The sequence below is a fragment of the Desulfogranum marinum genome, assembly GCF_016918565.1.
Classification (GTDB): Bacteria; Desulfobacterota; Desulfobulbia; order Desulfobulbales; family Desulfobulbaceae; genus Desulfogranum; species Desulfogranum marinum.
Genome location: NZ_JAFFQD010000003.1, coordinates 156,221 through 180,436, shown reverse-complemented (window position 1 = coordinate 180,436; position 24,216 = coordinate 156,221). Strand labels below are relative to the sequence as shown.

The following is a 24,216-nucleotide window of genomic DNA, read 5'->3' as shown; positions in this document are numbered from 1 at the left end:
GATTAATTTTGGTAAGAGGGTCACCGTTGCTGTCGATTTTACGCATCCGATTATCAAGGTCGAAGAATCCTGGCTGAAACATATCGGCTCCATCAAGTAAAAAACGGCTTAGAAGATGATGGAAAAGTATAACATAATATCAATATTTCAGACAGTTAAAACACTATTTGCGCTTGTTTTGCTGTAGTAATTATTCGAGAAACCCTCAAGATCTCCTCAATTTGATACGGGCGGAGAGTTTTTGGATTATGCGGTTTATGTAAACTAACCAAAGTGTCTTTTTCAGGATGGTAAAACTTCATTCTCGACCCACTTCCCTCAAGAACATTGTAACCAAAATTACCCATTACTCTAGTGACTTCAGACCATTTAAGATCTTTAGGTTTGCTTTTGAGTCTATTTATGGATTTAGTAATAGCGGACACAGAATCTCCGTATTTTTTATAAATGATAGTGTCTTTATCGGCATCATGCAACTAAATTTTAGTTGCGCGGAGAGATTGATTTGCAGATATACAACATAATGTACCCCGCCGCTTATGGATATACATCCGCTTAAAATAAAAACTTGTGAAGCCTCTCGTATATACAAAATTTTTCATTGAGAATATGCGTAAATGATTCTGAAATATAACGCTCTATCATCTTCCACGGTATGGGGTTGGACGTGTGATCGATAATGCCACCCTATCTTCCACAATCTTTTGGTAGAGCAGTGACGGGTAGAACTTTCTAATCGACCAGAGTCCTAGTTGAGACTGGCAAGGTGAACTATAACAACAGGAGCCTTGGGCCCAACTTGATATACTTCCTGTTAGGGCTTCTGCACAGGCTATGTGACAAAATCCCCCCAGTCAAAGTCAAACCCTTTCTGCTATATGTAGACCTCTCCTCTTGTCTTCAGGGACGAGAGCAGTTTTGTTCTCCCCGGAGTCGTTGAAGTGCAAAGCATTGTCTCTGGATAGAAAAAAGTGTTTACGTTGTGGGTGAGGTCACCACTTGTGCTATAAATTCAATCTCTTGAGCGATTTTTCTCTCGTTCGTTTAGTGCAATTTTTTTCCGGTAACCTGAGAAGTTAGGCGTAGTTGCTGATGTGCAGGTAACTTCCTGCAACGACTGCAAAGAAAGAAGAACAGAGTGCAAGGCAAAGGGGTGATTTTGTTTTCACGATGCGTGGCTAGTTCTGAGCCTACCTTTTTTACTGTTTGTGAATTGCGTTTCAAATAAACGCTTTATGGCGTACTGGCGGTTTCGGTATACCGGGAAGTTAATAGGTTTATAGTTGTTTGAGATTGAGGTGTTGCAAATATTGCAACTACTGCCCTGCTTTGTAGGCCTATAAGTGCGTATAGCCAGTTGTCCGGTATTTCCGGATAACTGATGTGGCCTTTGTTTGGCTTGTATCCGTTTGGTTTGGGTGGTCAACATTTGCTTATTTGGTTTCAATTTTGTGAATGGTATTTCTAGGAAAGAGACCTTGTTTGGAATAGCAATATGCAAAACATGCATATTGCTTTAGTTCAGGTGCAAGGGCGATTGGGGTAGCGTGAAATTAGATTCACGGCGGTTACTTTCACACTGCCCCCCTGACCCCTTTTCTTTTTTATCTCGTAAGGTGTTTTCAGCCATTTGTAGAGGCTCAAGTTTGTTAGGTGGGTGGCACTACGCTCTCTCCTGCAATGGGTAGGGGTGTACGAAAGCGTAATTTAAAATAGTCTTTTATTACGTTTTTGAGAGGTTTTTCCGGAATAAGCCACCATTTGCAATTTTTAATCATATTGCTTCAGGTCATAATTTCGTTCTCTTTTCAATATAATAAACCAGTATAATAGAGAGTTGCGCCCTTTTATTCATGTTACGTCTTTGTCGGTGGTTGTTACCCTTCAGTATTGTTAGTTTTTGTAAGTTTTAGGCATGTCGCTTGCTGTTTATTGACCTTGGGTTGATGGTATTCGTATTTGAAGCTAATCCGAGTAGGCTTTGCATGGAACCGAGGTGACCGGAATAGAAATGAATGATTTATCGATGCTGAACTCTCTGTGGGTTGTAATTGCGGCGACCCTCGTCTTCTTGATGCAGCCCGGTTTCATGTGTTTGGAGTCAGGCCTTACAAGGTCTAAAAACTCCATTAATGTAGCTGTAAAAAATCTCACCGATTTCATCGTTTCAGTCCTCACTTTCTGGTGTTTGGGGTATGGTATGATGTTCGGCCTCTCTCATGCCGGGGTGTTAGGCACATCACAGTTTTTTGTCAGTTTTGAAACCAACGAGACATCTGCCACCTTCTTTTTCTTCCAGGCAATGTTTTGTGGTACAGCAACCACTATATTTTCCGGTGCCGTTGCTGAGCGCATGAAATTTTCATCCTATCTTTTGATCGTCGTCCTCCTCTCCACACTGGTTTATCCAATTTTTGGCCATTGGGCCTGGAGCGGCTTGGAGAGTGGTAATCCCACTGGTTGGCTTGGAAAATTGGGCTTTGTAGACTTTGCAGGGTCTACGGTTGTTCATAGTATTGGCGGCTGGGTTGCCCTGGCGACTCTTATCATCATCGGCCCCCGAGCCCACAGGTTCAGTGAGGAGAATGCATTTTTTGGTTTCAATGGAAGTAATCTCCCTCTTTCCGTTCTTGGTACCTGTCTCCTCTGGATAGGCTGGATAGGTTTTAACGGTGGGTCTACCCTTATAATGAACGAGAGCGTTCCGAAAATTATCGTCTACACCGTGCTTGCAGGAGCTGCCGGTGCATTGAGCAACCTTTTGATAGGCTACATTCTAACCAAAGTCCCCAGGGTTACCTTCCTGATTAATGGGTCTCTAGGTGGGCTGGTCGCCATTACCGCCTGTTGTCACTGTGTAGGAGCTCCGAGCGCTGTCTTGATAGGAGGCATAGGCGGCCTTATCTGTTTTGCTGTTGAGATAGCTCTCATTAAGCTGGGGATTGATGATGCTGTCGGAGCCGTACCTGTGCATCTTGGTTGCGGCATATGGGGTACGATTGCAGTGGCAGTGTTTGGTGATCCTGAATTAATCGGCACCGGCCTTGGTTTCTGGAGCCAGTTGCTGGTTCAGCTTTTGGGTATCGGCACAGCCTTTGTCATGGCATTTGTGATACCTCTTTTTTTGATTGGCAGGATAAATAAGTTTTTTCCCCTTCGTGTTTCCAAGGAGGATGAACATAATGGCCTTAATTTTTCCGAACACGGTGCTACCACTGAGCTTGTGGATTTATGCCGGGCAATGGATGCGCAGGCGCAAACCAAAGATATTTCGATACGGATGCCTGTAGAGCCTTTTACAGAGGTGGGCATGATTGCCGCGAGGCATAATCAGGTGATGGAGTCTCTTGAAGCAGCTCTGTCCCATACAGATGCGGTGGTCTCTCTGGCCAAGGACGCCATTGTTACCTTTGTTAATGGCAGCCTTGAGGTAATTAATATCAATCCAAGCGGCAGGGTGATGTTCGGATTGAGCGGTGGAGCCTTACAGGAGCCTTTTCGCCTCAGCGATTTTTTTGAACCCTCGGATTTTGACAGTATAAAGTTTCCGCTTTGGCAAGGGAAAACAATTGAAACTGTCGGCAAGAAGAGATGTGGAACCCTCTTCCCGATGCAGGCTGTAATCACCGAGGCAGGTCACGGAGATAATAGCTTTTGTATAGGGACATTTAGAGATATAACAGAGCTCAAAGAAAGGGAACGATCTCTTAAGCAATCTGAACTACGATATCGAGAGTTATTTGAGAATATCGGAGTCGCAACGTTGATGATAGACTCTGATACAACCTTGGTAATGGTCAACAGAGAGGCTGAGGAGCTGTTCGGGTATAGTCGTGAGGCAATGGAGCAAAAAAAAATGAGTTTTATGGAGCTCCTTCCGGCCGATGAGAAGGATCGCCTCTATAATTTTCATGTCAAACGCAGGGCAAACCCAAGTCAGGTCCCTTCAGCTTATGACAGCAAAGTCCTGGACAGGTACGGGAACGTAAAACCTGTCTATCTCAACATCTCTCGAATAGCTGGCTCCGATCATACCGTAGCTACGGTCATGGATCTTTCTGAGTTGCGGCGGGCACAGGATGGTTTCAATAAGCAAAAGGCTTATTTTCAGCAGCTTTTTGAAGGAACGGCTCAGGCGATTGTCGCTCTTGATACAAGGCAGCGGGTAGTTAGTCTTAATCAGGGATTTGAGAAACTTTTTGGGTATTCAGAGGATGAACTGAAAGGACAAACTCTAGCTGAATTTATAGTTCCCGGCGAGTACGATGATGAATTTTTCACCATGGAAAAGGCTATTCGCAGTGGCGAACTGGTGAAAAAAGAAACAATGAGAAGGACGAGTACGGGAACGTTAATCCCTGTATCGGTTTTGAGTTTTCCTGTAAAAATAAAAGACCAGCTCGAAGGTTTTTTTATATATATGAAGATATTACTGAGCGTAAAGAGTTCGAAAATCAACTTTTTAAACAAGCCTTCTATGACGGGTTAACCAAGATTCCAAACCGCATTTTATTTTTTGAGCGTGTAGAAAGAGCCCTGGAGAGGAGAAAACGAAAAAGCGATTATAATTATGCGGTGATGCTCCTTGATCTTGATCGTTTTAAATGGGTCAATGACAGCTTAGGACACCTTGCCGGCGATGACCTTTTGCAGCGCATTGCAAAACGTTTTCTGTCATGTGTGAGAACGGGAGATACTGTCGCCCGTTTGGGCGGTGATGAGTTTGCAGTTCTTCTGGAGGATTATGGTAAATCGTCTAAGGTGATCGAAATCGCCAATCGACTGCAACAGGAAGCTCAGCGCCCTCTTCTTATTGTTAACACCGATGTGCATGTGAGCGCGAGCATTGGCATTATATTAAATACCGGCAATTATCTCACCACGGAAGCGATTTTAAGAGACGCAGATATTGCAATGTATCGAGCCAAAGAGCTCGGTAAGGCGCGATTTCAAATTTTTAATCGCAAGCTCCATGAGCTCGCTTCGCAGGCACTCCAACTGGAAAATGAGCTTCGGGAGGGAATTCACTCAAATGAACTGCTTCTTTTTTATCAGCCGATTATAGACATACAGACCAGATCGCTTGTAGCGTTTGAAGCCCTTGTCAGGTGGGACCACCCACGGCTGGGAATAGTTTCGCCCAACACTTTTATACCTATCGCCGAGGAAACCGGCCTTATCATCGGATTGGGAGAGTGGGTTCTTCGGGAAGCGTGCAAGCAGATGCAGCGATGGCGGGCAATCCATCCAAAGGTGGCTGGTATTAAGATAAACGTCAATCTTTCCGCTAAACAATTTTTGCAAAAGGATCTAGGTCAATTCGTACGTAGCACTCTTGAAAAAACAGGACTTGATCCCAGTCTACTCAAATTGGAAATTACAGAGAGTGCTATAATGGAAGGCGGCAACAAAACAGTTGATCTCTTGGGCGACCTGCAGAAGATTGGGATCAAGCTGGCTATTGATGATTTCGGAACCGGCTATTCCTCCCTTTCTTCTTTGCAGCAATTTCCTATTAACGATCTTAAGATCGATCGTTCTTTCGTCAAGGAATTGGCAGCGCAGGAAGAATCAAAGGAAATAGTGAGGACAATTATCGCTCTGGCTCATACATTGAATCTGGGATTGGTAGCGGAAGGCGTGGAGACCGAGGAACAGTTCAATATACTAAAAGAGCTTAAATGTGATTGCGCTCAAGGGTATCTTTTCTCAAAGCCGTTACCGGTGGGTAATGTAGAAGGTGTGTTGGATAAATATATCCCTTGAATAAAATAAAATAGGGGATGGGCAAAACAGGGGACAGACCACATTTAAAGGCTTTTGGCCTTTAAATGTGGTCTGTCCCCTGTTTTATTTTCTGTGCTCCTCCAGCATATGGATGTATGTATCGTGTCCTGTGGTCAAGGCCTTTTCAAATTCGAAGTCTGCAGTGAGTGTTGAGCCTATAGGGCCATTGCAGAGTATAGATTCCAGGCACATTCTGGTGGCTGGTGGCAAAATGGTGTAATTGTTTTTCCACCAGAGTACGCCTTGGTAGATATGTTTAAAAAAGCTGCACGGGAGCAAGGCGTCAACCGCGCATTGGGTCATCATCATGAAGCCATGGATGTCGTAGGCGTTGGAATTCATGTAGCTGTCGCTGCAATCTTCCTGGCAAAGGTTGCCCTTGTCTTTGGCTAGGTAATAACACATTGGTTCGCTCTGGTATTCAAAGGGCATGAACATCTGGCATGCTGTGGGTTTGTATTCATGGATGATGCACCTGTCTTTGATCAGAAACGGGCAATATTGTGTGGCGGCATGCAGGGCTGTATATTGCTCGGTGAGGGTGATCATGTCCCTGCTCAGGAGATAAACCATCAATGATTCAACTGCGGTCAGGTCCAATGTTACTGAGGATTTGCAGCAGATGTGGCAATTATCGGGGCATTGGATAGGCGGCGATTTCATCTCGGGGAGAAGGAATCTTTCGGCGGAAATTTCTTTTTTTACAATTAATGCCTGGCAGAGTGCGCCTGTAAGCAGTGATTCTCGTTGGGTGCTGGACAGCTTTGCTGGAGAGTTAATTGTGACCGCCTGGTTGAGGTTATGTTCGATGTAGTGTTGGTCCCATATGCGCTGTTTCCACTATAGCGCGGTTTGTACTCCTTTGACACTCTTTTGCGGCAATAAAAAAGGGAGGACCGGGGCGCGCCGGTCCTCCCTTTGAAAAGCTATCAGCTAGAAGGGGGAGTTATTAGATAGCTTCTGGTCCGCTTTCTCCTGTTCGGACGCGCAGGATGTCTTCCACGGGTAAGACAAAAATCTTGCCGTCGCCTATTTTGCCGGTGAGGGCGGCTTCGCGGATAACAGAGACCGCTTTTTCTGCCAGGTCGTCGTCAATGACGATTTCGACTTTTGTTTTTGGGTTGAAGTCAACTTTGTATTCAGCCCCGCGGTAAACCTCTTTGTGGCCCTTTTGTCGGCCGTAGCCTTTGACATCGGTAACCGTCATTCCGGCGATACCTATTTCGGTAAGTGCTTCTTTTACTTCATCAAGCTTGAATGGCTTGATGATGGCTTCTATCTTTTTCACAGTTGAGTCCTCCGCTTCTGTTATTTTCTAGTAAATTCCGGGTACGCTTCAAGCCCGCATTCTGAAATGTCTACGCCTTCCAGTTCTTCCTCTTCGCCGACTCTGATGCCCATGGTCAGTTTGATGATGAGCCATACGATGAATGAGGTGGTGAAGACCCAGGCAAAGATAACGCCGGCGCCGATCAGCTGAGCGACCAAAGAACCTTCGGGGTTGGTGAAGGCGACTGCAATCAATCCAAAGAGGCCGACTACGCCATGGACGGAGATGGCACCAACCGGGTCGTCGATTTTGAGCTTATCGATGAAGACGATGGAAAATACAACGATGATTCCGGCAATCGCTCCTACTATAGTTGATACAAGTGGTGATGGGGTAAGGGGTTCTGCTGTTATGGCAACGAGGCCGGCGAGGGCACCGTTTAATGCCATGGTCAAGTCAGCCTTGCCGAACCATGCCTGGGAGAGCAGGAGTGCTGCAACCAGGCCGGCTGCTGCTGCTGCGTTGGTGTTGACAAAGATCATGGCTACAGCATTTGCTTCTTCAATGTTGGAGATTTTTAATTCTGAGCCGCCGTTGAACCCGAACCAGCCTAACCAAAGGATAAAGCAGCCCAGTGTTGCCAGTGGCAGGTTGCTGCCGGGAATGGCGTTTACACGACCATCTGTGTATTTCCCTTTACGTGCACCAAGGAGCAAAACACCGGCGAGAGCAGCAGAAGCGCCTGTGAGGTGAACAACACCGGAACCGGCAAAGTCAAGGAAGCCAAGACCATCGAGAAAACCACCGCCCCATTTCCAGTACCCTTCGACGGGATAGATAAAGCCGGTCATGACTACGGCAAAGGCAAGAAACGCCCACAGTTTCATCCGTTCGGCAACGGCTCCGGACACAATACTCATTGCTGTGGCAACAAATACAACCTGAAAGAAGAAGTCACTCAGGTTTGAATAATACGTATCGCCGCCCGATGCCAAGACGTCTCCAACCGTATTGTCAGCCAAGCCGAATAAGCTAAACCCTGGGATAACGCTGCTCAGGGCATCGCCGTACATGATGTTGTATCCGCAGATCAAATACATGATGCAGGCTATGGAGTAGAGGGCTACGTTCTTGGTGAGAATTTCCACTGTGTTTTTGCCTCTTACCAGGCCGGCCTCAAGCATGGCAAAGCCTGCCGCCATCCACATGACCAGAGCGCCGGACATGAGAAAGTAAAATGTGTCAATGGAGTAGGCTAACTGGATAAGGGTTCCCGCAACGCTATCTGCTGTAGGTGCTTCTTCTGCAAATGCTGGAATGGCTACTGCCATGATAGCAAGGAAGGCTGCCCCCCCTAGTATTTTTTTCTGATTCGACGGGTTGTAGGATTTCACTTTGTTTCCTCCTGGTAATTGTTTGAGATGCATAGAGTAAGTTGCATAAAAAAGAAGAGCTAGTATCGCAAAGGTTAAAGCAAAGGCAGTGCCAGAAATGATATTGTTAAGGGAATGTAAGTTTATACGGTATGTTAGTGGTGCTTCTTGCCTTGAGTGAAAGTGTGTAAGCATTTTTTGTTTTCAATTTTGTATAGCATGTTTTTGTTGATTTACAAAAATGTATTTTTAAAGAGAGTGCGTAATCCGAGAAAAGATGATTTTCGCCGGGCGCCGGGAGTGTGTGGTGTTTTTCAGGCAATGTTTCGGATGTGTAAAGAGTAGATCGGGGACTTTACGATAATGTAATTTTTCAGCTTTCTTCAATGAGTTTTCTAAAACGAGCGAGCTGACGGTCACGGATGGATGTGAGATTGAGATGATAAAAGTCTCGGGGAAAGAGAAATTCAGCCACTCCGGTGTCAAAGAGTCTTTTAACTTCATATTCGTCGTGAGCGACATCTCGCTGGTACATATAGTTAAGGTATGACCGATTGGTATGAATGATAAATTCTACTCTCATGCCTCCTATACGGGCAAAAAATTTGAGCATTGCTGTTTTGGTGGAGCTGCCTGTTGCATTGCCATTGTACCGGCCACCTGTGAGAGTGTCTGAGATATCTTCCAGGGTCATAAAGGAGCCGGCTTTTGCTGCGCACCGGGTAAGGTGACGAACAAAGCGATTGACATCATTTACAGAGTTGAGAACTGCCATAAGGCCAAGTTCGTCATCAACGGCAGTGGCTGGATTTTTTTCGTTTTTTCGCAGAAGTTTGATAACTTTCGCGGCCGGGGCTTTCTTTCTAATGGTTACATAAATTGGAATCTCTGTTCCCCGGTCGTTAAATCTCCTACGTTTGATCAGAGTCAATTTGGTTCCTTTTTGTGGGCTAAGACGCTGAGCTGCCTCAGGAGTGAGGGTTTCAACCTCTGCGCACTGAAAATCATCTGGATTATGTTTGCTGTAAAGGTAGGCTGGTTCCATTTCTCCAATCTTGAGATTGGAACTCCAGACAAACATGTTGAGGAAATTGATAAATTCTGAGAATTTATCAGCGATACACGTCTCACGCTCCCTATGATCAATGGAGCCTGCTAACCCCATCAAGGCAAGTTTTCGTTTTGCTTCAAAACGTGCTTTTTCATGGAAACGATCATCAAAGAGGCAGAGCAACAGCGTTACCGGTTCATTAGTGGATGTTATTTCATTGGTTGTTTCAAGATGAGAAGAGTAAGGCGCGAGAACCTTGGAACGGAGGGTCTGGATGACATCGTCTGCTGTTCGGGCATAATCGTTTAAATGTCTAGTTACATCATGAGGTGAGCCACTAATGCCGAACATGTTTGCTAGGAGCGAGTGAGACCTGCTGATAGCTTCCTGGCGGCGAGTTGGTATATGAATAAGGTGCAATGTTTCATCCAACGAGTTGATACCGAGTAGATCAAATATTTGATTGCGGACAAGTCTGTACTTGGTTTTCATGAGCTGGTCATTATTGAGAGCAGCGACCCAGGATTTTGAAGCTTTCGAAAACATGTGTTCTGCAAGGGGGGATGATTTTACAGTTGCAAAAGGGCCGTTTTGAAGCATGGCCGAAAATACAGATTCGTGGTCCAGTATACTCATGAGAAAATGATATGTAGGTAAAGGATGAATAAAAGAAACGCCTGACAGTCACAGGTACTGATCCTTTCCTAGCCAAAATTGTACCATATTGGGAAAAAAGAATTTTTAGGTAGGTTGGGTGCTGTTTACCGGTGTTTGATAAAGGGGCGATGGAGATTTGACATTCTCCGCTTTAGCAGCCGGTTTCATATTTTTCAAATAGAAGAGGAGAAAAGTGGAGAGAACTTGCTTGTTAGTTGGCTGGGGAGCCGGATAAACGACATAAATTACTTACATTCTTGATTTTGATAGAGTAGTATTTTTTCGATTCGAGATCCGCTGCTAAATTGCGGTGTCAGGAATGGCTTGTTCAGGCAACAATGCTTCATTTTTTCTGCCGGGAGTTTTTTGCGCAGGGCGCCTATGATTGCTTGTACTTCAAACAGATTAATTAGAAGAGTGAGAAGTGGTCAATGATTTCTCCTCACAGACCAAGGTTAATATGCAGATAATTACAAGTTTAGATGAATTACGAAACCTTTGCTACCAATGGCGATTTTCCGGTGTGAAAACCGGCCTTGTTCCAACCATGGGTTATTTCCATGAAGGGCATATGAGTCTTATGCAGTATGCCAGGGCTAATAGCGATAAGCTTATTACTACTCTTTTTGTCAATCCTGCCCAATTTGGTGAAAATGAAGACCTGGACACCTATCCTCGCGATTTGGAAAGGGATGCTGCCATTGCAAAGGCCCAGGGTACGGATATTTTATTTGCCCCGGAAGCAGGCGCGATGTATGTAGAGGACCATATGACATGGGTTGAAGTACCCCATATGGCAAAGCGGCTTTGCGGTATCAGTCGGCCTGTTTTCTTTCGAGGGATATGTACGGTGGTAACCAAGCTTTTTATGCTGACTCTTCCAAGTATGGCCGTGTTCGGCGAAAAAGATTGGCAGCAGTTGGCTATAATTCGTCGTATGGTCAATGATTTGAATATCCCCACCGAAATTCATGGATGCCCCATTGTCCGTGAAGCTGACGGGCTAGCCTTGAGCAGTCGTAATGTATACCTGTCTCCGAAAGAACGTTCCAAGGCTCCGCATATAAATAAGGGATTACAGGTCGGGTGCCGGAGGGTGAAGGAAGGGGAAAAAGAAGTGGCGGCTGTCAAACAGGCAGTACGTGACTATTGGCAGGAGAATGTTCCGGATGCCAAAGAAGATTATCTTGAAATTTTTCATCCGCACACTTTAGAGTACCTTGAAAAGATAGACGGTGAAGCGCATGTTGCCTGCGCTTTGCAGTATGGCAGAACCCGATTGATAGATAATTGCTCCTTAGCGTAGCCGATGCCTCCGGAGCAGTAGTCGGACCGGGAATTTTTTCCAGATCGGCGTTATTTTGAAAAAAATAATGCTCGCATGTAAGCAAGCCTACTCTGATGTTGATTATATGGCTGGGCCTGGTCAGCTGAAAACACCTTGATTCCGGAAAAAATTGTGAGCCGCGCCCAGGCTGATTGCCTGGTTGATTTACTTTTTTTGGCTGTAAGTGAGCCATTGCGGGTAATACAGGTCCCATTGGATGGCCGACGCCCGTAGAAGGAAAATAACGGTTATCGCATAGACTCTGTTGAAATCGTGAAGCGGGAAAAAAGCATCGAATAGTATAAAGACAAGTGCGCCCAGCAATGCAGGTGTTGCGTAAAATTCTTTACCCAGGATAAGTGGCATCCTGCCGGTTAAGATATCGCGGAGAATGCCGCCACCGGCACCCGTAACAATGCCCATTAAAATCGCGATGGGTTTGGAGAAGCCAAGCAGCAGTGTTTTTTCCGTGGCCAGGATGGTAAAGAGTGACAGGCCGAATGCATCGACAAAGAGCAGCAAACGGTAGACATTGTGGATGTGCCGCACCAGAAAAAAAGTCATTATCGAAGCCAACGCCGCTACCCAAAGATACTGTAAATCAGCTATCCAGAAAACAGGGTTAACATCAATAATTATATCTCGTATGGTGCCTCCACCCAACGCTGTTACGACACCAAGCAAAACAATACTAAAAATATCCATTCCTTTCTTTCCTGCTGCTATAACTCCGGTTATGGAAAAGGCAGCTATGCCGACAAGTCCTAAATAGTATATCATTTGTATCTCTCTTGGCTGTTGCTGATTATCCGGCTTTAAAAATATATCGGTAAAGAATGTTTGACTTATAAGTCCTTGTTTTGTAATGCTTATAAGCAGTTTAACTATGCCTCTATCAGTAATGAGCCGGCCAATACTTAAAGAATCTGCTCTGCACATATGTCAACGGTTTTGCCATCGTCTTTCCGGTAAGGCGTGCCGTTGTATGTTCTTGATCAGCGCTATTTTTTTTTTACTGATTGATAGTTGAATTTTGGTTGCGTACTGTAAAAATAAAAGAGTATGTTTTTGTGTGATGTACTACACATTAGGTATCACGTCGAGCGTAACAATCACAAGGAGGATTTTATGCCGTATCAAATGAAAAAAATTCTGTACACCACCGATCTTTCTCCAGCGGCACCAAGAGTGTTTCAGTATGCAATTTTTCTTGCAAACCAATTTGATGCACATGTAACGAGCATGCATGTATTGGAGGAATTGTCTCCTGATGCCAAATTTGCTATAGCCTTGCATTTTTCCGATGGAGATGCGGAAGAGATGATGCGCAAAAAGCAAAAGGAAGCTAAAGAGGAGATGTTTCAAAGGGTAGAAACGCTGTGTCAGTCAACGACCCTGAGCAGTGGAGAATACATTGATCCTGATCGGCTGACCATTAGAGTGGAAAGAGGGTTTCCCGAGGAAAAAATTCTAAGCGTATCAAAAGAAATCGGAGCTGATATCATTGTCATGGGGGCCCATGAAAAAGGATTTACCCATACGTTTTTAGGGTCGGTTGCCAAAAGAGTTTTACGTCGATCGAAAATTCCAGTGGTTATTGTACCGCTCACAGACGAGTAGGGCGCTGTCTTGCCCAGGGGAGGGCGGGTTTAATGTCCCCAGGTTCGCTTGATGGGAAGCCAGGCAACAAAAAGGCCGTTTCTTAATGAAACGGCCTTTTTTGTAAGAGCAAACTGCTCCGTCGTCGACATAAAACAAATATGGATTGATGCTGGTTATTGTTTTGTTCCTGAAATAACTATAAACGAATCAGGTGGGTCAAACTCCCAGTGCACGTCGCGCATATAGTCTGCAGCTTCAACCGCTTTGCCATTTTCGATAAGTTGGATAAACTCTCCATGCTCAAGCAGGTTTTTTTCGTTCCACTGTTTTCCATAATCTCTTCGTGGAAAGTCGTAGAGTAACATCTTGAGATTTTTTACATATCGAAGGAGCCGCTGATTGGTCGACAGGTTTAAGAAGACCTCGTGAAAGTCGACATTGGCTTGGTTGTGAGCAATAATGTCATTTGCAACAAGGCTTAATTTTATTTTTTTATTGAGCTTTTTTAGTTGGTTGATTTCCTTGCTGCCGAGTTTGTCAAACACGGAAAGAATCACTCTGGATTCAATTCCACCCAAAATCTCATATATGTCCCGGACATCCTCAAGGGTGAGCTCGTTTATCCGAACCCCACGCTGCGGCTGGATAGATACAAAACCTTGCTCTTGGAGAAGAAGGAGCGCTTCACGTAAAGGGGTTCGACTGACCCCCAACTCTTTTATCAGGGTATTGACGCTGATGGACGCACCTGGTTCTAACGCGCCGACCCGCATCTGTTTTTCCAGATAATCATATACCTGAACCCTGAGCAGGTTATTGCCGGGGCGAGTATTGTTGAGCATCAGCTTTTCCTCTATATAGCAGAATGGCGGGTCGTTGGTGAAAGGAGGGTGAAGACGTTTTTTTTGTTGAGACCGCGTAAAAAAAAGTATGTATACAATCTGATACTATTCTTTGCTGAAAAATTCACCAATGTATCCTACCTTGGCCGCGCCTTCAATGGCGTCGAAGATGGTTTTGGCGTCATCAGCCTTGAAGCCACTGCAGAGTTCGATCAGGGTAACCTGCTTCTCTACCATTTGTTGTGCCGCTTTACAGGCTTCTTCAACAGTGGCCACACCAATGATGCTTGATTTAAAGGCCTCTGATTCAAGAACTTTCAAGTCACCATCGGCGGAATAGCCTGGAGCTTTGATGATATAACCGTATTGAAATTGACTCATTTATTATTCCTTTTCAACTAAAAAAGATTGTCATCTGTAATCGTTATGTAGTCAGTTTCCCCTGCCGGTTGTGCATTCCCGGCAGGGGAGGATGGCAACTTTACTGTGCTACGCAGCTGCGTACGGAAGTATCACCAGCTATTTTTTCTCCATCTTCGTTTACTCCTTCAGGGGGAGTAACCCGGATAGTAGCGACCTTATTCTGGGTAAAGAAATCCAGTCCATCCTTACCTTGGACTTTATTGGTGCCAAGGTGGGAGTCTTTGATACCGCCAAATGGCAGGTAAGGATGCGGTGCACACACACCGACGTTAACCCCAACCATTCCGACATCCGCCTCAGCAATAAATTTTTCGGCGTAGTACTGGTTTTGGGTAAAAATACAGGCACCGTTACCAAAGTTTTGTTGCCGGATAAGCTGCAGGACATCATCGAGATCTTTGATTTTCATAATAGACACAACTGGACCAAAAATTTCTTCCTGCGCAATTCGTCTGCATGGGGTTACATCGGTGAAGATGGTAGGTCCTACAAAATAGCCGTTTTTATTTGCTTCCGGTAGCTCGGGATTACGACCATCGAGCACCAGTTTGGAACCCTGCTCAATGCCGATTTCGATATATTTTTCAATATTGGCCTTAGCCTTGGCAGATATAACCGGTCCCATGTAGACATCAGGGTTCATAGCATCGCCAAAGGTAACTTTTTTAGAGGCTTCAAGCACTCTTTCGATCAGCTCGTCATACACTTCCGGTACTGCGGCAATAATAGAGCCGGCAAGACAACGCTGACCGGCAGAGCCGTAACAGGAGTGAATAAAGTTATCAATAAATACATCCCAGTTCACATCTTCCATGGCAACCAGGTAGTTCTTGGCCCCACCAAGCAGCATACTTCTTTTTCCACCTCGGCCGCATGCTTCTGCCATGGCTTTCGCAGTAGGAGTGGAACCTACCAGACAGACCCCACTCATTTTTGGATGTTCATACCAGGTGCCGGGTACAGATCGATTGCCGTGCACAATATTGACCACACCTTTGGGCAATCCTACTTCATTAAAAATTTCCCCCATTTGTTGCATAAACATGGGGGATTGGGTGGATGGCTTGTAGATAAAGGTATTGCCGACCCCAATGGCATAGGGGATAAACCAGCCAAAGACGAGGGCTGGAAAGTTAAAAGGAGCTACCCCTCCGAACACGCCAAGCGGCTGCTTGACAACCCGACCATTAATATTATTGGCAATGCCATCCAGGGTCTCACCTTGAATAAGGGAAGGAATTGTACAGGCTGCCTCAAATATTTCTACAACACGCCTAACCTCACCTCTTGCTTCAGAAATGTGCTTGGCCTGATCAACGGCAATAGATACGGCAAGGTCTTCCTCATGATCAATCATTGCCTGACGAATTGCATACAAAAAACCCATGCGTTTGCTGATGGGAAGTTTCCGCCAACTTCCATAGGCATCAAAGGCTGCATCAACAGCAGCAAGAGATGTTTTTTCAGAGCTCTGCGGGACTTCACCAATTAATTCGCCGGTGGAAGGATTGTAGAGCGGAATATGCTCAACGCCGGTTTCTTCTATCCATTCACCGTTAATATAATTTTTGATTTTGGGAACGCTTTGATTGGTCATGACCATTAACTCCTGTTAACGATTTGGTTGAATTTGCACCAATGGCTGTGTGCAGTTGATTGTATTTTTCAGGTTCTTGGTGGAGCATCCTGTGGTTTGTTCTGGATCAGCAAAGATAAGTTATCTTGAATTCTAGTATACTAATATATTAGTTGTGATAGAGAGTCAACTTCTTTCTCTACCAATTCAGCCTGCTTCACTTTTTTTGAAAGAGCAGGGCAAAAGCGTAACTGTAGAGGATGCGCGTTGTAGAAAGACTGTTTGGTGGGGCTCGAAAATGTCTGAAAATGGATAAAGAAAGGCGTGCCACTCACCTAATATATGAGGAGTGACACGCCTTAAAGTCTAACTAAGCAACAATATCAATGGTGAAAATTATTCCAATTCACCAATGTCCTTTAAAAATTCTGTCCAAAGCTCAACACCCTTTTTGTTGCCTTCTGACTTGGCAGCAACTTGAGGCCATACTTTTTCAATAGAGACCTGGCGAATACGCTTTACTTCCTCTTCCGGGAGATGGATAACTTCGCCGCCTGCTTCGGTAAGCACTTGAAGTGCATGGGTTACTCCCTGTGCATGCAGTCGGCTGGTCTCAAAGTAAGTGGATTCGAATATTTCATTGATTCGATCACGCTGCCATTGGTTAAGAGCATTCCATTGATCAAGGTTTACGTAAATTTCCTGATGCTGGGAAGGGCACCAACCAGGCATTACTGCATACTTGATTACTTCCTGGAAAGCCATATCATCGATTCCACCGGTATCCCAATAGGTGCCGTCGATGGTACCGAGTTTGATAGCGGTATAGATATCACCAGCGTTTAAAGATACAGGAGAACCGCCCATTGCCTGGTGGAACAGTGCCTGTGGTCCGCCGGCTCTCATTTTTTTACCTTGGAAATCTTCCATCTTGGCTACAGGGTAAGTGGTAAATGCTGCATTTGGTCCCTGGCTTGTCCAACCAACCCACTGGAGGTTACGATCATTAGCTGCTTTTTGGATGATGTCACCAATGCGATACTTTGGATCGCCCCACATGGCGGCCCAGGCATCACGGTAGTTGTTTGCGCCCATAGCCATACCAAAGGCGAGGAAGCCTTCAGGCATATCTCCACCATAAACGGTTGCCCAACCAGCATAACCATCAACCATGCCGGCTGCAGTCGCTGCAAATGCTTCAGAACCGGAGGTAATTGCCCCAGCAGGCTCCAGCTTGATTTTAACAGTACCTTTGGTAGCTTCTTCAACTGCTTTTACCCAAGGCACAAGTCCGCTTCCCCAACCTGCATCAGAAGAGTCAAAACAGGGTTGGAATACCCATTTTGTAACTTTCTTTGGAGGGCCGTAATCGGCGCCCTTAGCCAATGCAAGGCCAGGCGCAACCAAACTGACGGCGAACAAACCAGCAACTAAACCATTTGTGATTTTTTTCATTGTGTTCTCCTATAATGTCTCTTTTGTTTGTAATGGGTGTATTGAGAATTAAACCTATAATTCTACCAAACAAACATCTCCTACCAATTAACTGAAGAGGTACGTTACATCAGTTAAATCTGCTATTTTTTATCCTGTTCATCAGAAGATGTCAGGGTGATGATATCATTGATTAGCTTTTTGATAACAACAAGCAATACTATGCAACCGGCAATTGGGATAAATGCTTTGATCGGATAGATGGGGATAGGTACTCCGGTCGGGGTGACCTGTTTGAATTTAATGGAGAGCATTGCCGCAGCATACCCTTTCCATATGAGGACGTATAAAAAGAGGAACGTATACCCAACCGTCAGTATGTCGCAGACTGCTTTTTTCTTTTTGGAAAAATTTGCATAAAACAGATCAAGCTTAACAAAGGCATTATGGTTGAGAGCATAGGCTCCACCAACACACGCCATCAGCACCATGGCTGCCTGAATAGTTGTTCCGATCCAAAGTGATGGTTTGTTCATGACGTAACGAAGAAAAACGTCAGTCACACCAAAAACCATACAGTAGAGGACCAGGATCCAGCCGATCCTGCCCATAAGTTCGACTAGTAAATCAATAGCTTTTTCTATTATCTTCCACAATTTCATTAGTATTCTCCCTAAAAGTATCTTTGTTGTAGATTTCTATGATCGTCGTTTAATTCATCAGGCTTGGAAGCCATAACGCGATCTGTGGGAAAATGTAAACCAATGCCAAACCAAGTACCTGCAGGCAAATGAACGGCCAAACAGATTTATATACATCGCCCATGCTGACATCCGGTGGCAGGATACTCTTGATCCAGAACAGAACAAATCCAAAGGGAGGAGTAAGGTAGGCAATCTGGATGTTAACGATAAAGAGAACACCAAACCAGAGTTTGTCGATACCCAGTTCATTAATAATGGGGATGTAGAGAGGCGTACAGAGCATGATGATTGCCCAGTCATCCATAACCATGCCAAGCAGCAGGATAATAAACATCATCATCAGCAGGATGCCGTTTTCGCCACCAGGCATACCAAGGACCATGGAAGTTACCAATTCCTGGCACCCCAAGGAGTTGAAGACGTTGAGATAAACATTTGCACCGATCAGAATCCACAGACCCATGCCGGAAAGTTTGAGGGTTGTTTCCAGGGAATCTTTAAATACTTTCCATGTGAGTTTGCCATAAACAGCGTTGATAAGACAAGAACCGGTGGCTCCGAATGCGGCAGCTTCTGCAGGGGTGGCGATTCCGCCCCAAATAGCACCAAGGACGATGATAACCAAGAGCACGAATGGCCAAATAGCGACAACAGCCTGTATTTTTTCACCGACAGTAAATTTTTCATCTTCTGGGATTGCAGGGCCCATATGAGGTTGGATTTTACAACGTACACCAATGTAGATGATGTAAAAGGTCGCCAACATCAAACCAGGAAGGACGCCCCCAAGAAACAGGCCGCCGATGGATACTTTTGCAAGCAGCCCGTAGAAAATAAAAGGAACACTGGGTGGGATGAGCGCCCCAAGTGCTCCACCAGCGCCGATGGAACCGATGGCAATGTTTCGTTTGTATTTGTACTTCATCATCGACGGGTAGGCGATTTGGCCCATGGTGATCGTCGCTGGCGGGGTAATACCGGTGATGGCTGCAAAAATAGTACACACCATAACCGTTCCCATGGCAAGGCCGCCATGGATGTGACCGATTAGCTTATACACCGCATCATATGCGGCTTCTGCGATTCCGGAAAATCGAATAAGGCTCCCCATGAATAAAAATAATGGAACCGTCACAAGTACATGGTTCCATGGAGTGTAGTAAAAAGCACTGGGGATAGCTAACAGAGCACGCGGCTCAAAAAAGAACGCGAAAGCAACCGCTGTGCCTCCCAATCCCAGGGCAACTGGTAGCCCTAAAAAGAGCCCGATAAACAGGCAACCAAAGTATAATAGGGTGATTAATTCAATACTCATCGTTTCTCCTTGTTTCTCCTCGTTAACTCCATTTGGTTTCCTGCTCTAACTCACGGCGCTGTGAGTAGTTTCTATTTCTAGTGCTCAGCACTTATGTCTGTCTTTCAATGGTACAACCTTAAGCCTGCTAAACAAAAAGACACGTGAGTTTTCCTCAGCAACGATGCTGACGGAACAATTTTTTGTTTTGGGCTGAAAGCCAATAGGAAAGGGGCAAATAGGATAAGCATCGAACATCAGTTCGTTGCAATGTGGTTTGATAATATTTGTTGAGACTGGGCTGTGGGTAACCAACATAAAAGGCGCAACTCAGTAAGGTCTTACTTTCTCTTTTTAACAAAAAAAGTGACTTTTTCTGCGTATTTTCACTCAAGTATTTCTTGACTTTTGAACATAAAAAAAACGGTATCTATGTTTCTGATATAGTCTTTGTTTATGTATCAATTATGCTCATGAAGAAGTCTAATATATTAGATATCTAGTACAATGTATCACAAGATGTCAAGTATTTTCTTGGCGTTCGAGAGGGCTTTCAGCCTGTCTTGAGAAAATCAGAAGTTGCTCTTTTTTCGGTAAAGATAGAACCTGCGGATATTAAAAGAAAAGTTGCTGACAGGTCTTGTTTGCTCGACAAGACACTGTTAGAAATGACCGTAAGCTGTAGAAAAAAGGAGAGATCGTTGAGCGATGGTGAGGGAAGTAGAGTGATCAGCAAGTAGCTGGGTATGAGAAAAAAATGTCTAGGAGACTGTTGGATAATGTCTTTTCACCTGTGTTGTCCTTTTTTTCAAAAAACAATGCTCGCAGGTCAGCGTCTACTCCGACACCAGTCATATGGCTGTGCTTGATCTGCGAAAAAACATCAATTGAATCAGGACAGAAGGACATTAGCCAGCAGGTGGCTTAGCCCGAATTTCTCATGAACATAGTGTCAACCTGTCAAATTACAAACAATTTTTATATGTTATACAAACTAAGATGAAGTTGAAAGTTTTTCACAATGTTCACCAAAGGTCAGTCCGTCCAGCACCATTTTCTTCAGTATTTTGGCAATGAATATAGGCGACTATCGGAGTCTGCGCTTACCTATTTATTACCAAAAACTTTGAACCTGGCGCTGCCTGAACTGATGAGAAATCCAGGTTAGAAGACCCTTGAAAGAACTATGTGAAGGGAAAGAGCATAGCAGGGAATTTCAGAAGAGAAACCAGCTATGTCGATCATTGGAACAACAGGGGGTACCAGAAAGGTATATTGATAGTGCACCGGAATACTATTTTGCGGATTAAGGCAATACTCGCCTTAATTTATTCTATCCAAAGAATATGGAAGATAGAACAATAGTGAGGCAACGCGAGGTGTATCGAGGCTTTTAATAAAAAGAAGCGGCCTTAGTCTGGCATCTTCACGTTCTTTTTGTAAAAGGCATAAATGAAGTCTTTTTGATATTCATATGACCAGTGCTTATCCCTCAGGATTGAGCCTGCCTCCTTGCCGTTTCCTTTTTTCAGTTGCTCGATAAACTGTCTGTGTTCTTCACAGTTTCGCATCTCCCATTCAGGAATAAAATTGTGGCGAGGAAAATCGTATAAGCGGTGTTTGATAGGGAGAATGAATTTTTGCAGCAGCTCATTGTCGGAACTGTCAACATAGACGCTATGAAATTCAAGGTTTGTTTCAAAGATCCTGGAAAAATCGTTGTTTTGGATATCTTTGATCATGATCTCATTGAGTTTTTGCAACTCCTGAATGTGAGATGAGGTAATGTGCTCAATCCCTTTTTCAACAATGAAAGCTTCAATGAGGCCGACTGCCTCGTAGGCATTTTTGACGTCGCTTATTTTGAGTTCGTTGACCAATACCCCACGCCTTGGGATAATGGTGACAAAGCCCTCGAGTTCAAGATGAATCAACGCATCGCGAAGCGGGGTTTTGCTGATACCAAGTTCAGAGGCGATTTCTCCGATATTAATGGTTGAGCCAGGGGTAAGGTTTCCATTAATCATCTCTGTACGTAAATAGGCGTAGACTTGTTCACTCAGAGACGAAAATTTTAATGCACCCATAGCTTTTTCCTTTCCAATCAATTCAAAAGTTATACTTCCCTGCCAGCAAAAATCCATATCCTACAACACTGTAAGATGATGTCAAGTGACAGGAAAGTATAAAATATCACAACTTCAGAGGTGGTTTACAGAAATTTGTCAACCGGGGTGTACTCCAGGTCAAAGGCCTCAGCAACTGCCTTAAAGGTAACTGCACCTTTAATGACGTTCGCACCTAATTTGATTTCATTGTTTTCCTGCATTGCTGCTTTCCAACCCTTGTTAGCAATCTCGATTGCGTAGGGGAGGGTTGCATTGGTCAATGCACGGGTGGAGGTTCTGGCAACCGCACCAGGCATGTTGGCAACACAGTAGTGGATAACACCGTCAACAACAAAGGTAGGTTCATCGTGGGTGGTTGCTTTTGAGGTCTCAAAACATCCGCCCTGGTCGATAGCAACATCAACGATAACAGAACCGTCTTTCATATCCTTGAGCATATCTCTGGTGAGTAGTTTGGGAGCTTTCGCACCAGCTACCAAAACAGCACCAATAACAACATCCGCATCCTTGAGCAGCTTGCGCAGGGTTACTTCGTCAGACATGACAGGGAAGCAGTTGGCAGGCATTATATCGTCAAGATAGGCAAGTCTTTCCAGATTGCGGTCGAGGATGTACACTTTAGCACCGAGACCACATGCCATTTTCGCAGCGTTCATACCGACAACACCGCCGCCGATAACAACCACGGTTCCCGGCTCAACACCGGTTACTCCGCCGAGCAGGATACCGCGCCCGCCCTGTGGCATTTCGATGAATTTGGCAGCTTCCTGGGTTGCCATGCGACCCGCAACTTCACTCATCGGAACCAGCAAAGGCAGAGAGCCGTTGTCTTTTTCAATGGTTTCATAGGCTATGGCAATGGATTTAGACTTGACCAGTGCATTTGTCTGTGGCTCATCTGCTGCAAGATGCAGGTAGGTGAAAACGATCTGGTCTTCACGAATCATGTCATATTCAGAAGGCTGTGGTTCCTTCACATGCATAACCATGTCAGACTTGGCATAGATTTCTGCAGGGGTTTCAACAATGGTAGCACCTGCTGTTACATACTCAGCATCGGGGTATCCTGCACCAAGTCCGGCATCTTTTTCAACCAGCACTTCATGACCATTGCGAACCATCTCAATGACCCCACCAGGTAACATGCTGACCCTTTTTTCCGCAATTTTTATTTCTTTTAATATACCGACGATCATTGTTTGATCTCCACTCAATTATTAGTAGTTAAAAAGTTTTTTCTATGGCAGCCGCTACCGCGCCTACTATTGTATCAACCTGCTCCTTGGTGATAATCAGACATGGAGCAAAATTCATGATATTGTTTAGGCCATGGAAGCTGGAATTGGTACGACCGACAATAACCCCCTGGCCCAGAACATTACCCATCAGGGTAGCCATCTGGCCTTCGGTGATAGGTGCTTTGGTTGCCTGGTCGGTAACAAATTCAACACCGCCAAAAAGTCCCTGGCCGCGGACGTCACCAACAACATCATATTTTTTCAGCTCTTCCAGTCTTTCGAGGAGGTATTCGCCTATAACCCGACTGTTTTCAACCAGGTTTTCATCATCAATGATTCTAGTACTTTCAAGAGCAGCTGTCATTGCAGAAGTGCAGCCACCATAGGTACTGATGTCGCGGAAGTAGTTCAGGCGGTCGTTTTCGTTGCTGGGATCATTGAGGAAAACATCGTATACATGTTGCTTAACAACTGTTGCGGACAGTGCTTCGTAGGAGCTTGCCAAGCCTTTAGCCATGGTGATAATGTCCGGGTCTACGTCAAAATGCTCATGTCCCCAGAACTTACCGGTACGACCAAAGCCACAAACTACCTCATCCATAATCATCCAGATATCGTATTTCTTGCAGATTTCCTGAAGGATTGGATAGTATTCTTTGACAGGCTTGAGGATGCCACCGCCTGCGGTGATCGGCTCAACAATCAAGCCTCCGATGGTGTCAGCACCTTCCTTGAGGATAACGTCCTCTACTTTTCGTGCACACTCGATGTCACATTCACCGTATTTTTTGTCATAGGGGCAGCGGTAGCATGCACAATGAGGGAATTCGACAAAGCCTTCAACAAAAGGACCAAAATCCTGTTTACGCTGAGCTTGCCCGGTAGCGCTCATTGCGCCAATGGTGGTGCCATGGTAGTCTCGATCACGATACATGATCTTGTACTTACCTTTGCGCTCAGGGCTGATGCGCGAAGCCTGACGAATAATCTTAAATGCTTTTTCGTTTGCCTCTGAACCTGAATTGGAGAAGTAGACCTTGTCCATCCGAGGAAGTTTTTCAAGCAGGGTCTGGGCAAATTTAATGGAAGGAATGTTGCCGAACACGCCGGCAAAGTAAGGCATTTTTTTCAGTTGAGCACAAACGGCATCAGCAATGGAATCACGGCCGTATCCGACCATAACACTCCAAACACCTCCAGAGGTTGCATCGAGATATTCCTTGCCGCGAATATCTTTTACCATCAGGCCCTGGCCTTCGACGATAATCATCTGTTCCTGGCTTTCAAATACTTTGTGCGGCTTCAGGTGATGCCAGAGAGCATCTTTATCAGCCTTTACCATTTCTTCAGTATCGTATTCCAACCAATCTTTTGATGTTACCATGGGGTCTCCTCCCTAGTATATGAATAAGGGATGCTTTTATAAGAAAGTGTGAGTTAAATTACCTGCTATGTAAAAAGGCACTGCCAGAAAAATATGTGGTTTTGTTGTCAACCGATATCGGCCGG

The 24,216-nt window shown here is 44.9% G+C and carries 19 protein-coding genes; 4 read left to right on the top strand and 15 right to left on the bottom strand.

Annotation, left to right across the window (positions count from 1 at the left end):
- Positions 1 to 155 precede the first annotated feature (155 nt).
- Entirely contained in the window at positions 156 to 425 is a 270-nt protein-coding gene (locus JWH17_RS24530; RefSeq protein WP_205221250.1) for a type II toxin-antitoxin system HicA family toxin, read from the bottom strand.
- A gap of 1,586 nt (positions 426 to 2,011) precedes the next feature.
- On the opposite strand from JWH17_RS24530, the gene amt reads away from it, so the two are divergent.
- Both amt and JWH17_RS24295 read left to right on the top strand, forming a co-directional pair.
- A complete protein-coding gene (gene amt / locus JWH17_RS03900) occupies positions 2,012 to 4,489 on the top strand; it encodes an ammonium transporter (protein WP_205221249.1) in 2,478 nt (825 codons plus the stop codon).
- The gene (locus tag JWH17_RS24295; RefSeq protein ID WP_332468365.1) at positions 4,417 to 5,766 is read left to right on the top strand and encodes a putative bifunctional diguanylate cyclase/phosphodiesterase; all 1,350 of its coding nucleotides are present in this window, start codon (positions 4,417 to 4,419) and stop codon (positions 5,764 to 5,766) included. The genes amt and JWH17_RS24295 overlap by 73 nt, the downstream gene beginning before the upstream one ends.
- 84 nt (positions 5,767 to 5,850) lie before the next feature.
- On the opposite strand, the gene JWH17_RS03890 is transcribed toward JWH17_RS24295, so the two are convergent.
- The 4 genes from JWH17_RS03890 to JWH17_RS03875 form a co-directional block, all read right to left on the bottom strand.
- Positions 5,851 to 6,450: a YkgJ family cysteine cluster protein gene (locus JWH17_RS03890; protein WP_205221247.1), complete on the bottom strand. Its 600-nt coding sequence runs from the start codon at positions 6,448 to 6,450 to the stop codon at positions 5,851 to 5,853.
- 286 nt (positions 6,451 to 6,736) lie between these two features.
- Entirely contained in the window at positions 6,737 to 7,075 is a 339-nt protein-coding gene (locus JWH17_RS03885) for a P-II family nitrogen regulator (protein WP_205221246.1), read from the bottom strand.
- A 20-nt stretch (positions 7,076 to 7,095) separates the two neighbouring features.
- Positions 7,096 to 8,451 carry an ammonium transporter gene (locus JWH17_RS03880; protein WP_319550354.1) on the bottom strand — a complete coding sequence of 452 codons (1,356 nt, stop codon included), beginning with the start codon at positions 8,449 to 8,451 and terminating at the stop codon, positions 7,096 to 7,098.
- A gap of 352 nt (positions 8,452 to 8,803) precedes the next feature.
- Entirely contained in the window at positions 8,804 to 10,027 is a 1,224-nt protein-coding gene (locus tag JWH17_RS03875; protein WP_232370870.1) for a hypothetical protein, read from the bottom strand.
- A 571-nt stretch (positions 10,028 to 10,598) separates the two neighbouring features.
- Here JWH17_RS03875 and panC point away from each other — a divergent pair.
- Positions 10,599 to 11,444 (top strand): pantoate--beta-alanine ligase, encoded by an 846-nt coding sequence (panC, locus tag JWH17_RS03870; protein ID WP_205221243.1) that lies wholly within the window; start codon positions 10,599 to 10,601, stop codon positions 11,442 to 11,444.
- A 186-nt stretch (positions 11,445 to 11,630) separates the two neighbouring features.
- Here panC and JWH17_RS03865 read toward each other — a convergent pair whose 3' ends face one another.
- Positions 11,631 to 12,245, bottom strand: coding sequence for a trimeric intracellular cation channel family protein (locus JWH17_RS03865; RefSeq protein WP_205221242.1), 615 nt, complete (start codon positions 12,243 to 12,245; stop codon positions 11,631 to 11,633).
- Between the two features lie 348 nt (positions 12,246 to 12,593).
- Between JWH17_RS03865 and JWH17_RS03860 the strand changes: the two genes are divergently transcribed.
- Complete coding sequence (locus JWH17_RS03860) at positions 12,594 to 13,085, top strand: universal stress protein (protein ID WP_205221241.1); 492 nt, start codon at positions 12,594 to 12,596, stop codon at positions 13,083 to 13,085.
- Between the two features lie 155 nt (positions 13,086 to 13,240).
- Here JWH17_RS03860 and JWH17_RS03855 read toward each other — a convergent pair whose 3' ends face one another.
- The 9 genes from JWH17_RS03855 to JWH17_RS03815 all read right to left on the bottom strand — a co-directional run bounded on the left by JWH17_RS03855 (position 13,241) and on the right by JWH17_RS03815 (position 24,091).
- Positions 13,241 to 13,909 carry a GntR family transcriptional regulator gene (locus JWH17_RS03855; protein ID WP_205221240.1) on the bottom strand — a complete coding sequence of 223 codons (669 nt, stop codon included), beginning with the start codon at positions 13,907 to 13,909 and terminating at the stop codon, positions 13,241 to 13,243.
- A 105-nt stretch (positions 13,910 to 14,014) separates the two neighbouring features.
- Positions 14,015 to 14,290, bottom strand: coding sequence for a DUF6506 family protein (locus JWH17_RS03850; protein ID WP_205221239.1), 276 nt, complete (start codon positions 14,288 to 14,290; stop codon positions 14,015 to 14,017).
- A gap of 100 nt (positions 14,291 to 14,390) precedes the next feature.
- On the bottom strand, positions 14,391 to 15,929 hold the full coding sequence (locus tag JWH17_RS03845; protein ID WP_205221238.1) for an aldehyde dehydrogenase family protein: 1,539 nt from the start codon (positions 15,927 to 15,929) through the stop codon (positions 14,391 to 14,393).
- 375 nt (positions 15,930 to 16,304) lie between these two features.
- Positions 16,305 to 17,363, bottom strand: a complete 1,059-nt coding sequence (locus JWH17_RS03840) for a TRAP transporter substrate-binding protein (protein ID WP_205221237.1) — start codon at positions 17,361 to 17,363, stop codon at positions 16,305 to 16,307.
- Positions 17,364 to 17,485: 122 nt separating this feature from the next.
- Complete coding sequence (locus JWH17_RS03835; RefSeq protein ID WP_205221236.1) at positions 17,486 to 18,004, bottom strand: TRAP transporter small permease subunit; 519 nt, start codon at positions 18,002 to 18,004, stop codon at positions 17,486 to 17,488.
- Between the two features lie 49 nt (positions 18,005 to 18,053).
- Positions 18,054 to 19,361 carry a TRAP transporter large permease gene (locus tag JWH17_RS03830; RefSeq protein ID WP_205221235.1) on the bottom strand — a complete coding sequence of 436 codons (1,308 nt, stop codon included), beginning with the start codon at positions 19,359 to 19,361 and terminating at the stop codon, positions 18,054 to 18,056.
- Between the two features lie 1,391 nt (positions 19,362 to 20,752).
- On the bottom strand, positions 20,753 to 21,427 hold the full coding sequence (locus JWH17_RS03825; protein ID WP_205221234.1) for a GntR family transcriptional regulator: 675 nt from the start codon (positions 21,425 to 21,427) through the stop codon (positions 20,753 to 20,755).
- A 125-nt stretch (positions 21,428 to 21,552) separates the two neighbouring features.
- A complete protein-coding gene (gene ald / locus JWH17_RS03820) occupies positions 21,553 to 22,665 on the bottom strand; it encodes an alanine dehydrogenase (RefSeq protein ID WP_205221233.1) in 1,113 nt (370 codons plus the stop codon).
- A gap of 28 nt (positions 22,666 to 22,693) precedes the next feature.
- Positions 22,694 to 24,091 carry an aminotransferase family protein gene (locus JWH17_RS03815; protein WP_232370869.1) on the bottom strand — a complete coding sequence of 466 codons (1,398 nt, stop codon included), beginning with the start codon at positions 24,089 to 24,091 and terminating at the stop codon, positions 22,694 to 22,696.
- Positions 24,092 to 24,216 lie beyond the last annotated feature (125 nt).